Source organism: Anaerotignum sp. (assembly GCF_031981185.1).
Classification (GTDB): Bacteria; Bacillota; Clostridia; order Lachnospirales; family Anaerotignaceae; genus Chakrabartyella.
Window position 1 is genome coordinate 126,094 of the sequence record NZ_DALYUL010000003.1, and the last position, 13,629, is coordinate 139,722.

At 38.2% G+C, this 13,629-nt stretch carries 7 protein-coding genes; all 7 read right to left on the minus strand.

Annotated elements, in window-relative coordinates; genetic code table 11:
* Positions 1-905: 905 nt before the first annotated feature.
* Positions 906-1,664, minus strand: coding sequence for an ABC transporter ATP-binding protein (locus RTK36_RS02605; RefSeq protein ID WP_312044035.1), 759 nt, complete (start codon positions 1,662-1,664; stop codon positions 906-908).
* Positions 1,654-2,640: a FecCD family ABC transporter permease gene (locus RTK36_RS02610; protein WP_312044037.1), complete on the minus strand. Its 987-nt coding sequence runs from the start codon at positions 2,638-2,640 to the stop codon at positions 1,654-1,656. Before RTK36_RS02610 ends, RTK36_RS02605 begins: the two co-directional genes overlap by 11 nt.
* Position 2,641: 1 nt before the next feature.
* A complete protein-coding gene (gene isdE, locus RTK36_RS02615; RefSeq protein ID WP_312044039.1) occupies positions 2,642-3,721 on the minus strand; it encodes a heme ABC transporter substrate-binding protein IsdE in 1,080 nt (359 codons plus the stop codon).
* A 145-nt stretch (positions 3,722-3,866) separates the two neighbouring features.
* Positions 3,867-4,958: a heme-binding Shp domain-containing protein gene (locus tag RTK36_RS02620; RefSeq protein WP_312044041.1), complete on the minus strand. Its 1,092-nt coding sequence runs from the start codon at positions 4,956-4,958 to the stop codon at positions 3,867-3,869.
* 99 nt (positions 4,959-5,057) lie between these two features.
* Positions 5,058-11,474 (minus strand): FN3 associated domain-containing protein, encoded by a 6,417-nt coding sequence (locus RTK36_RS02625; protein ID WP_312044043.1) that lies wholly within the window; start codon positions 11,472-11,474, stop codon positions 5,058-5,060.
* 163 nt (positions 11,475-11,637) lie between these two features.
* Complete coding sequence (locus tag RTK36_RS02630; protein WP_312044046.1) at positions 11,638-12,132, minus strand: hypothetical protein; 495 nt, start codon at positions 12,130-12,132, stop codon at positions 11,638-11,640.
* A 628-nt stretch (positions 12,133-12,760) separates the two neighbouring features.
* Positions 12,761-13,627 (minus strand): hypothetical protein, encoded by an 867-nt coding sequence (locus tag RTK36_RS02635; protein WP_312044048.1) that lies wholly within the window; start codon positions 13,625-13,627, stop codon positions 12,761-12,763.
* Positions 13,628-13,629 lie beyond the last annotated feature (2 nt).

Sequence of the window (13,629 nt, forward strand, 5' to 3'; positions counted from 1 at the left end):
TCCCCCTTCTGTTCTTCATTTTCCTTGATAAATCCCCCCTTAATGAATTTTATGGAACAAGGAGCTGTGCCCCTTATCCACAGAAGCAAGATATCAATAAACCATGCTCTCCTTTGCTTTAAAAAGACATCAAAAATATATCCAATGTCCATATGAGCTTGTTTCAAATATCTATGGTAGGATAATATCATTAAAGTACGTCCCTTTAGTTATGTTTTTTGCTAATATCTGTCAAGTATTAGCGAACATCTTAGAACCCTGTTTCTTTTTGCATAAACACTGAACTATTTCCATTTGCAATCAGATCGTAAATCAAGGGTTCTTATTTTCATTTTTTTATATCTTCTAATAAATCAAGCTTTTCTTAAATGCTTCCTTCGTTAGTATACTAACGACTATTAACTAGAAACAAATAAAAAAAACTGTTTGTACATTTCGCAAACAGTCTAACATATTGCCATAAGCATACTATAAGGTTATCCCTCCATTCGATCATAACCTTGTTTCATAAATCAATATGTATTCATAAACCAACGGGGAGCCATTGTCATTTCCGTAATCTCTTTAGTCCGTGCTTCAACATTTAACTTTATTTAAAAAGTAAAGATTCTATTCATCCTATTTGTTACCTGACCTATAAATAAAAACCTCCTGCAATAAATCGTGTCCATTAAGACACAATTACACAAGAGGTCTTCACATAGTATTGCCACAAGCAATTCTATCTTTCTCAATCATATTACTGCTACTGTAACAACAGAGTCTTATAATTCTGAGAAATTTACTTAGTATGTAATAATTTACAACATGAGAGCATCGCTTATGAGAGGAAATCCATATGATTAATAAATTTTAATAGATAATCATCCAAATTAGAATCCACACATCCCCCTACTATAAAGCATTTAAACTGTAAGAACAAAAACATTTCCATTCACATTCTCCACCTTTAAATCTATATCATATACTGCCTTCAATATTTTTTCCGTGGCAATTTCTCTAGGATTCCCTTGGGCAATTATTTTTCCTTCCTTCATTGCTATAATTTCGTCGCTGTATTGAATTGCCTGATTGATATCATGGAGTACAACAAGCATTGTCATTCCTACCTCAGCATTTAGTCTTTTTAGCAACTTCAATATCTCAATTTGATACCGAATATCCAAATAGGTAGTTGGTTCATCTAAAAACAGAATTTTTGTATTTTGTGCCAATGCCATAGCAATCCATACTCTTTGCCGCTGTCCCCCTGATAAATCAGAAATCCGCCTGTCTTTCAACTCTGTTACATTGGTAATTTCCATTGCCCAATGAATGAATTTCTCATCTTGTTGTTTATTTTTCTTTCCAAGACCACCATGTGCGATTCTTCCGTAACCGATGAGTTTCTCCACTGTCAAATCATTTGGAGCAACATTATATTGGTGTACAATAGAAACCTCCTTTGCGAACTGCTTTAAAGAGATTTCATTAATGTTCTTTCCATTCAGAAAAATTTTACCTTGTTGTGCCTTTAAATTCTTAGTCATAACATGAAATAACGTTGATTTACCACAGCCATTTGCCCCAATCAGTGTCGTTATTTTACCTTTCGGGATTTGAAAAGTAATTTTATTTAATACTTTATTCTTTCCATATGAAAATTCCAGTCCACTAACCTCCATAGGTTCTGTCACTCCTTTTCAGTAAAACAATAAAGAATGGTCCGCCTATAACCGACATAATGATTGCCGCAGAAATTTCATAAGGATAAGTAATCAAGCGGCCCACTGTATCTGCAAGAAGCATGGTAAATGCTCCAAAAAGCATAGAAAAGGGAATTAGGAATTTGTGGTCACTCCCAACCAACAGCCTACCAATATGGGGCACAATTAAACCAATAAAACTAATTGAACCGGCAACTGCCGTAGTAATTGAAGCAAGTAGTACTGCAATTACTGAAATAGCTGCTCTTAAAGCATTCACATTCACACCAAGACTCCTAATGGTTTTATCCTCTAGGGCAAGAAGATTGCACTTTGCAGCTGCAAATAAGGCAAGAACCAAGCCAAGCGTAACATAGCCTGTCAATAGACGGACATCTTTCCACGTTTTCATGGAGATATTTGCATTCACAATTGCTGCAGCACCTGAATAATTCTGCCCACTCATCGCTCCAAAGGATTCCATAAGTCCTGTAAAAACCGCATTAATAGCAACACCTACCAATATTATTCTAAGGGGCGAAAAACCCGCTTTCCACGAAAGGGAATAAACCAGTACACAAGCAAGAATCCCTCCCAGAAAAGAAAACAATGGCGTAAAAAAGTACCACATAGGAAAAAATGCTACAATCAATACGGAAACAAAGGCTGAACCAGCGGAAATACCAATGATACCGGGATCTGCTAATGGGTTTTTAAGAACCGCCTGAAAAAGCACACCGGAGACTGCCAATCCAGCCCCCGTTATCATGGCTATAATAATTCGAGGGAATCTCAAATCATAAATAGTGGCAACATCCTCGCTATATTCTAGGAATAGTCCCCTAAAAAGTTCTCCATAGGTCACCTTGATGCTTCCCAAGTTCACCGATATAACAAAAAGTCCCAAAAGAAATATTGTCAAACTAAAAAAAGCAAATACTTTTCTTTTTCTCATATCATTCACCAAAAAGCATAGGTTCTAAATCAGAGAGGGCTTGGGGATAGTCAAAGGTTGCACTCATGCCAAAAATCATATAATCCACATCAAATACCTTCTCATCCTGTATCGCTCTGAAATGCTTCCAAATATCATTTTCTGAAAACTCCTTTGCAAACATTTTAAGAGCCTCTTTGGGCAATCCATGTGCAGTTCTAATGATAATATCAGGATCGGTCTTTAGAATTTCTTCAGGGTTCACATTTAGAAAATCTTTCTCATTACTGGGGAAAACGTTCACCCCTCCTGCAAGCTCTACCAACGACCCCGCGTAGGATTTATTTGTTGCCACAAGATAACTACCCGGAAGTCCCATAAGTACCAGTACCTTAGGCTTTTCTGTCACAGCATGCTTCTCTTTATATTCTTTGATAAAAGTATTATATTCTTCAACTAAGGACTTTGCCTCATCTTCCTTGCCATACTTATTACCAATCAAAGTTATGCTGTCATATAAGCCTTTTACACTTTTTAAATCTATGAATGTGGCAGTAATCCCAATATTATCATACTTTATTTTTAAATCCTCTTTTAGCGAATCTGGTCCAATTACATCTGTTGGTTTCAAGGATTTAATGATTTCCATGTCCGGCGCCATGGGCGTCCCGACGCGCGTAGCCTCATCATAGCGTGATGGTATGCTAGAAACTGTGGTATTTGGCACACCGATCAAGCCTATTCCCAATCTATTCATAATTTCGCAGGTTGCGGCAGATGTTGCAATAATACGAACTTCATCCGCTTCTGCTTGCTTAGCCCCTTGGGTCTGAGTCTTGCCAGGTGATTTCTCCTGTTCATTTTTTCCTTCCGTCGCGTCAGCAATGTTTTCTGCCTCAGTTTTCAATGTTTCCGTTTCAGTCTCCTTTCCGATCTCGCCTTCTGCCTGTAACTGTTTCTCAGCACTAATTTCTTGTGACACCGATTTTGTAACTGTCTTTACTTCATCTGCCTTGGCTCCACTTTGATCCACACACCCTGTGGCAGCAAACATCATAATTCCAAGGATAAAAAATGCTATCCTTTTCTTTAATCTATTCATAAAATTCCCCTTTCCCCACATTCTCAAGCAAGCATGCTTGTTAGAATTTAGGACTAAAACGATTATAAATTTATATTACATTTTTCTCCTAATTCAATAGAATGATTTCATTCAAATCCCTTTAATCCAAAATTTAAAAACAGCTCTATTTTCCGGATCCATTTACCATATTCATGACCATGGATGCTACATCAGCTCTGGTTGCTGAGGATTTGAATTGATATCCATTGGTATTCTGGCTTGAAATTATCCCTGTCAACCCAGCCCTTTCCACACTTTCCTTTGCCCAAGGGCTTACTGTGTCCATCTTTGATGTTGCGCCGTTGGTTCTAAAGGCGATTCCTTTTGCCTGCATATATTTGACCAAAATTGCTGTTGCCTGCTCGCAAGTAACGGGCACATCTGGCTGAAACGTCGTTGCTGTCACACCGGAAACAATTCCCTTTGCATTTGCCCATCCAATATATTTTGCATAATATTGATTTGCCCCTACATCCTGAAATTTTACACTGTTATAACCAGAAACATCATCTCCGCTCAGTCTGCCTAATACGGTCACAAACATCCCCCTTGTCATAGCTGTATCTGGACTAAAGGTAGCGTCGCTTGTTCCGCTAAATAATTTCTTTGATACAACACTCTCAATATCAGCTTTCGCCCAGTGAGAAGAAATATCTGTAAACCCTTCTTTCTTTGTTGTCTTTACGTCTTGTTTAATCGTTTTAACAAAATCAGCATTACCACTTTGTGCAGTTGCTTCATCTACCTTCCAATAAAAACAAACATCTCTGCCCATTGGCGCAACATACATCTTAGTTTTCACATAACAATCCACTGCAGGCACCTCAAAACGCATATCTCCGCTATCATTTGTTGAGTTCTCAGCCATTATGGAATATTTTACTTCTGTGTATGCTCCTTTAGGTGCATTTTGCGTATAAATTCTGATGTTTGATATATGACTATATAAAAGCATTCTCAAACTAATCCATATCTTTCCATCCTGTTGCTCAATCAGCGCCTTATCATAAACAGCACTTCTGCACATCCCCTCACCGATTTCTGCATTTCCAGTTCCACCGTCATCGGTCTTTCCCGTATCAGGATTAATATAATAGGTTAAGGTATCCGCTGTATAATAGCCATCAGTCAGGGCAAACACGTTCAACTGCAAACAGCTACAAAAAATTACAGCCATTAAGATAAAAGCTAGTCCTTTAAAACCTGTTCTCTTCATTTTTTTACCTCCGCTCGTATTGGCAGACAGCCCCTCCCAACGGAAGGGCTCTGCCTATTTTAATTGTGTGAAACAAAAGGGGACAAAACCCGGGATTTTTTATATTTTTTCCGTTTCCAACGCTCCTCTAGAAGGCATATATTGTTCCAAAAACCTGACAAGCATAACGGCTACTTCCGCCCTTGATGCAGCATCCTTAGGCGAAAAGGTTCTATTCTCACGGCCACTAAGCACGCCTGCTTTTGCAAGCATTTCTACACCGTCCTTCGCCCAATCACTGACTGCAGCGGCATCCACAAATTCATGATTTCCGCTACTTTGCAGGTCTATTCCTTTCAACTGTGCATATTTTGCAAGCATAGCGGCCACCTGCTCTCTGGTAATAGGTGCATTTGGAGCAAAATTATTATCGTTGATGCCCTTTGCAATTCCCATATCCGATGCCCAAAGCACATAGGAAGAATAGTAATCTCCATCCTTAACATCGCTGAATTTGTCTCCTCTATAGGTTTTGGACGTAATTCCTTCTATTTTTCCAAGCACTGTGACAAACATACCTCTTGTCATCTTTACATTTGGTTCAAAGCTAATGTCGCTCATACCATGAAAAAGGCCCATTCCAACAGCCTTTATAATGTACTCTTTTGCCCAGTGACCAGAAATATCATCAAACAACTCTTTTTCTTCAATCTCTTCAGCTATAACAGGAATATTTAAAATTTCTTCCGTTTCAACCAATACAAATAAACCAAGTTTGTCAGTTTCAAATTCAAAATAATTTGGTTTCATCCCACTTGCAGCGGGTATTAAGCCTCCATGATTCACAACTCCATGAACAAGCGTTTTTGTTCCGTCCTCATTAATTCTGTATAAAGCCACTCTTTGTTCATCAAGACCCTCGGGAATGGGAATATATATTTTTACATTCCCTAATGGTGTTGTTTCTTTGTCATCTAACATTGCAAGAATACTAAATGCGGTAAACTTGGTAAATTCATCCCCAATGGCTTTCTGTACCAATTTAAACTGGGCCCCCGTCTTGATTTCTGCGGTGGCAAGCGTTGTGCCTTCCATTAAAATGTCAGCTAGAGCCACAAGTCGAATTCCCGTTTTAGGGTCTGTTTTATCAATAGGGCTACTCTGAATGGCAATCGAGCTTTCCGCCACAGAATCACTGGTACGAAGCTCATCGGAATCCTTGGCAACAGTAATTCCGCTCCAATCAATTTTAAGCCTTGCAGGAATTGCACTATCTCCAACTGCGGAATCCATAATGGTATAGGGAACTTTTACCTTTACATCAATATAATTCTCTGTTACGCTGGGTAAGGTAAATTCAAATTTCTTCAAATAATCAAAGGTATAGTCAACTCCGTTATAAGTGGTTTTAATCTCCTTTGTCTCTAATTCAGTGGCAAGCTGATATGTCCCTCCCGCATTCTTAAACTGGAACTCCTGAAGAGCCGAATAATATGGAGGTATCTTTACAGGATTAGAGCCCATTTGAATCACCGACTTTCCACCGCTTGTTACAATAAGGGCCTTAGAATTATTTTCAAATGCCACATTTCCCATAGAAAGCTCGTTATCATTGGCTTTATAAAGGCTTATGTATACCCAGTATTTTCCGTCCTTTGTGACGTCAACTGCTCCCTCAATCGGCTTGGTAGGATCTATAGCTGATGTATTAAAAGTGAGTTTTTTTACATTTACAAGAGAATCCATGTATCCATTCTTTACAGCCACCGCAAGTACATTCACTGTGCCATCTATCCCTCCAAAAGCAGCCGCCTCAGATTTGCTAATCGTAAAAGCTCCGGAATATTTATTTTTCACTATTTTATCAACATCAATATCGTCTTTTCTACTAACAAAATAGTAAATATCAGCATCCTGCACTTCACTAGCCGATGGCAGAGAAATTGTAATCGTCATGGCATCACCTTTGGCATTTAACACTCCATCTATGATTGGGGAATCCACCTGTTTTTCCACCACAACAACATCACCTGTAACCGCTTCGATGACCTTGGAATAATCCATTGATAAAGTAGCCCTTTGCTTACCCATGGCCTGAAAATCCGATTCGATACCAACGGATACCTTAGCATGATCGTTAAATAGTGGTATGGTTACTGTTGTAATCTTACCAGAAACTGAATACGTATATTCACCTTGAATCTTTGTATCTTTCCATATATCCTCTCCCGTTGCGTCTTCGTTTTCGAAGTACCACATATCAATCAAATACCCCAATCCGGCACCCATATTGATTCCTTGAAAAGGTACAGTTAAAAAGTGATTTCCCTCAGTATCCACCGATAAGATTGCCTTACCTGTTAAGGCTCCATTTCCCATAGATAACAGGCTATTATTGGCAAAATTAAGCATTTTTATCTGTACTTCATAGCTGTAACCCGGTTCCATGTTATCCCACCAATTTGATGAGAAAGCAATGGTTTTTTGAGCAATCTCCGAAGCATTTATATTTGCACCTATGGCAATTGCCCGAATGACTGTGGGGTTATCATTTGTAATAGCAGGTACCTCAAAGCTTTCTGTATATAAGGTGCCATTTTGCTCTGAAGGCTGGGATCCATCCGTAGTATAATAAACTGTAGTTCCCTCAGTTGCATTTGCTATTTTCACAGTATAGATGCCATTTGCCGCCACATCCCCACTATTGTATTTGGCAAAAATAATTGGCTTTTCCGCCGTTACCGCTGCCATTCCTTCCTTATTAAATGAAATCTTAAATTCCATAATATCAGAGGTGATAAATCCATTTTTCACTGTAACAGCACGAATGGTAAAAATCTCACCCTCTTTATTTTCTGTGGATAACTCAAAGGGATTTCTAAAAATTTGGCTTGCCTTTGTTGTATCAGGATCTATGCCTGTTTTCCCACTGGTACAGGTATAGTAAATCTTTGCATTTTCTGACGCAGTGGCAAGGGACACAAGAGCCTTACCATCATTCACATATGACATAGCTCCTGTTTCCGTTGTCATTTTTGGCCCTTGGGTAGGTATCCCCGCTGCCGAACTGACACTGCTGTAATCCATTTCCATGATTCCGTACTGGGTTTTTCCTGCTGAGGTTGTAAAATACACATTTAAATAAGCCTTTTTTGTAGTTATGGGTATTTTAGCTAGTTTTACATATTTTTCACCATTTACTGTATAGGTTTCCTCAACGGCTGCTTTCTTATATGCATTCTTTGTATAATCGTAGTAATAGAATTCTTTTACATACTCGCCATTCTTGTGAGCAAGAGGAAGATACAAATATTTTGAATAAGTTCTGATGTCCAGCATTGCATATCCTTGTTGATACTTGCTGTCTATCATATCTTCATATTCATTGTTTTCAAACTTATTATTGCTGTCCTTTAGTCTTGCAGTTGCGTAATAGTATCCACTTGCTAGAGCAGGCATATCAGCATTCTCTCCTGCAACCAACACATACACCCCATCTGGATATTCATTCGTTATTTTGTACATCCCATATCCCATTTCATTGCTTCCAGCATAACGGGGAAGCAATATGGCTTCCGTTCCGGCTTTATTAATATGATACACCGAAACCGCTTCCACAAGAAAACTTTCGGTTTGTGGAATACTAAGGAAAGACTCCTTAAATTCTCCGAAAGCATCCAAAACTTTCACTTGCTCACCGCTTGGTGTTGCCAAGGTAATATTTAGTACCTTTTTCTTGCTACTACCATGGTCCGAATTGACCTGTGAAATTAAATTAGAATAAATTCCTAATTTTGTTTTATCTTCTTCGGTATCCACTTTAAAAACTGTATCATACGGTATGGTGTATCCTAGATCACTTTTGCCGTCATAAAACGTTCCTGTAGTCGTCAGTTTAATGTTCGAACCGTTAGCATCTTCAATTTCACTTGGTAAAGCCCTTTTATTGAACTCTAATGGGATAGAAATTTCGTCTGTCCAACCTAAGCCTTCCACATAACCCTTTACTCTTACATTAAGGGTATGTGGATCATTGCTTTTGGTAAATATTTCGTATGCATCCTCATCCGCTCCCTGGTAATTCGTAGCAACCGCTAAAGAATCTACAACCGGTAAATTCGTTGATCTGGAATCAAAGCTTATTGCTTCTGCGTCATCCGTGCTAAAATAATATACCATAGGTCTTGTCGCTGAATAACCTCTGTTTTTAAATTGAATCTTAATGGGGAATTTGCTTTGCCTATATCCATCATAACAAAACGCTTTGCTATCAGCTTTTATTGAATAATTCAGAGCCGAATTGTCAATTGTTTTTTCCGACGTTGGTTTTGGCTGTGAATTTAGAGTGAATACAAAGTTTATCCACACACCGTTACTATTTTGAAATTGCACTGAAACATCTGCGGAAAGGAATTCCATAGGTACCGTTACCGTTTTTATGACATAGGTGCTGTTTGAACTGTAAGCATAAGACTTTATCTCAGACGGTTCTTCGAAAATAAGGTCTGTTTCATCACCTTCATGATTTACTAGTTTTGCTGATTTGAACTTATAAGATTCAACAGCCAACTTATCAGTAGTTTTCTCAACAAAACGTATTGTAAGATTCACTTTTCCTTCATTGTCTACGTTAAGTTCAACATCCTTCGCGTCTATGTAATCCTTTAACCATGCATTGTCCTCATCATTACAAACTATAGCAAAATCCGCAATATAGTCTCCTTGCGTTAGCTCAAAAGTATCTGCCGATTTAAAATAAATTTCCTTTGTAGTAATGTCTGACAGATATTTCCCATTCTTTACCGCTGCTACCTTAATGGTGACCTTGCCCCCTGCTTGTGAGGGAGCTTTAATACCCACAATTCCTGTGCTGTTATCATAAACGCTGCTTTCCAAAGTTGGGTCTGTTCCATTAAGGGTATACACATATCCCAACTGCACATCATAATTTGTTATATTTGCTGTTACCTCTGCAGCATTTCTATACTTTGATTCACCATCTTCCAGTGTAGTCAAAGAAATCTCAGGTGCAGCAATATCTTCCTGCAAAAAATTCAGAGTGAGTTTTCTGGGAGATGTATATGTTTTTTGTGTACCGTCCATAACTTCTACAGTAACTCTAATAACAACGGATTCAGCTGCTAGGCTGTTGGCTGTTATTGAAAATTCATCAGTATAAGCTAATGCCGTTTCACTCTCCCTTGGATCGGTACCGTCTAAAGTATATAATATTTTACTTGAAGGATCGTTTGTATGGGTAATCTCAATCACCACAGTTTCATTGTTTGGTATATTTGAAATACTCTTCTGCAGTGAAGATGTTGTTGTACTTGCGCCGCTTATTTTCTGCGTAGCTTTTATTGTTGGATTCTTTAAAGATGTTGCAGCTCGAAATACAATGCTACCACTCGCTAAATTAGAATAAACATAAACCATATCCCCATTGCCACACTCAACACCTGTTCTGACCACCGCTTTTATTTCTGTTGTTCCTCCCGTCATATACTGTGCCATGGGAAGTGAAACAGTAAACGAACCCTCATAAAGCTGCTTTGTATTGCTTTGTGTGGGGTCTGAACCATCTGTTGTGAAGAACACTTCTGTATTAAAGGGTGCATTAATTTCAACTGTTACTGGAGATAAATAGGAATAATTCTCCTGATAATCCCCACTGCTGTCATATGTTTTAATCACAGGTTCCGAAACTTCAACTGCTGCAATAAAACCTATTTCCTTGGTAACTAATTCAGAATATTGGGTTGTACCGTCTTCTCCTTCTATTCCCTCTTGGGTAGCTACAGCTTTAATTGTTACTGTTTCAGCCTCAGTGCTTGTGGCCGTCACAGTAAATGTCTCGCTAAACAGCTTTTTTGTTTCACTCTCTATTGGATCTGTGCCGTCTATTGTATAGTACACTTGGGTATTTTCTGGTACAGCCATCTCGACACTTACTGTTGTATTGTTTGCATAGTAGGTTTGACTGATATCGTCGCTATCATGAGTTGTAATTATAGGCCCCTCAACAGTAACCGAACTGACCTCAAGAAAACTGGACTCAATTAAATTTGTTTCCTGCGTTAGTACCTCTTCAACTTCATTTATATTTTCGGATTCCTCCGTATTTTCCATTCCTTTTGTTATTTCTGCTTCCTCATTTTCTGTTTCTTCATTCTCTGTGCTGCCAATTTCTTCCGTTTCTGTTTTACCTGTTTCTGGTTCACCAGAGCCTAAATCTCCGGCATCTTCTTCAGTGTCTGCTTCTCCGGTGTCCGCTTCTTTGGTATCTGGCTCTCCTGTGTCTGCTTCTCCTGTGTCTTCTTCTTCGGTGCCTGCTTCTTCGGTATGCGTCTCTCCGGTGTCTGCCTCCTCTGTATCTGTTGCAACTGTTTCTCCTACCACTGTTTTATCAGCTTTTGTTTCTCCTGTATCCTGTTGTTCCACCTGCTGTTCATTTGATTCTGCAAATATCTTTGTTGGCGATGATGACACGACTAACGTACCCGCCAAAAACATTGTCAAATACTTTTTATATTTCAATTTGGTTCACTCCCCCTATATTGAGCTTCCTTTAAAACTTTTTGTACAGCAATTCAAGTTCTTTCCTAGTATCCTTTCACTAAAAATATGCAGTATCATAAAAGAGCCAAAAGCCGCTAAGCCTTCGGCTCTTTTTATTGATTCAATGTAAATAGTGGAGATATTATTCTGAATATGTCAACTGTGAATCAGTAATAGCAAGATTCACTGAAGAAGGCATATCAAATTTGATTCCCCATAAAAGCTCAACCTCCGCTTCGATCTTTGCATCGTATTTTGCAGAATTCCCATTGATTACAAGATTTGTTGGAACAGATACAATTAACGTATCACCACCATTGGTTACCGATGCAGTAATACCTGCATTCTTGGCCTCTGAACCCAATGTAATACCTGTCATGTACCCCTCGCCAGAAAGCCCCATCTTTGTCATTTCAAAAGTCTGAAGATTAATAGTGTAAACATAGTTGTCACCTATCCGAACCTTATTTGAGTATCCACCAATGGCTTTTTGTGTCATTGAAACCACTGTGCTGCTACCACTTTTAAAGAATGTCACATATCCAGGTGCGTCTTGGGCAAACGCTACAACCCCCATACTCAATGCCATCATTGTCGCCATACTCAAACCTACAATTTTCTTTAATAAATTTCTCATATTATTTCCTCCTTTTTTGTAAATAAATGATAAGTTATTATTGACTGCTCTTTTTGAGCAAAAACCGGTTTTTGCCTTGTTGCTCCATTTTTTTGCATTTCATGAATCCTACTTATCCACTTCCTTTTCATTCTATTTTTTATAATTAGACCGAAGTACCTCATTTGCAAAAAGATTTCATATCTCGGCCATTATAAACAATTTATCATCCTAACTTTAAGTAGTCCTGACACACCAGTTATCATAAACTAACTAGCGTGTATGGTACAAAGTCCTTTCTCTTACTGTATTCGTAAGTTTATCATACTTCTATGTTTCGCTATGCTGCTACCATTCATTAGCCTAGACTAATTTCCCGTAAAAATAGTACAAGGAATGACTCAAAGGTCATTCCTTGAAAATTTACGCAATATTTATGGCAACAATGATCTGCTTGATGTAAACCTCGCCCGTTTTCATCAATATGGAAACAGCAAGTATGATATGCTCCATATGTTAGTTATAACTAACTACAAAATAAATATAACATATCCTATGATTGTTGTCAAACCAATTTTCAAAATTCTGCTAAAAATTCGAGGCTACTCCTTAATCAAAAATCATTGTTAATCATACTGTATATATTCTTTCATCTACTGTTTATTTCTACAGATCCTAAGTCAAGCATCAAATCTGCTTCTGCCTCAGCCATATGAAAAACACCGACAGTGGCTCTTGCCCTAATTCTAATTGCTCCTGATATGATCTTGCCTTGAGAATCATATTTGCATTTCATTTCCCTTAACGGTAATCTGTAAATAGAATTTGTGCACTCCGCAAGTTGAAATGTATCTGTCTCCCTATTTTTATACTTCATAGAACTTAATTTTCCATGTAGGCATTTTCCTAGAATGGATTTGTAAAATATGTCTCTGGCTTTTAATATAACCTCTTGTTTTTCGTTGTTAAACACCAATACACAAGGGTGCTCAAAACCTTTATTGCCCATGGAAATCATATCACTATCAGCCTTTAAAATTTTAAAGGGAATGAAATAGTTGCCTTCCATTGAGTTCTTCCATTCCTTTGCATCATATAGTTTTTCTTGAAAATTTACCTCTTCACAAAACCCATTGAATTTTACCTCTAAAAGAGAAACTACCTCTGGTTCTAGCTTTCCTAGAAGTTTTTCAGCTTGACGCTGAGCAGTTTCCGAGCTTGTACCCAATTGCTGCGTCAACAGTCTGTACATCATATATTGCTGGTGCTCCAGCATCGCTGCAATACTATTTCCTAATTCCGTTAAAAAAACTCTTTTAAATCGAGTGCTTTCATCGGTTTTTAGTACACCCATATCTTTTAGCTGATATATCATTCGGCAAGCACTTGGTTTTTTCACACCCAAGTTTTCCGATACCCCAGTCAATGTAGCATAGGAATCCTGCAATGCACTTATGATTAAGATATACTTCAATTGTGCTTCCGTAAAACCATCTAAAACCGTTCCTTTTTTCATTC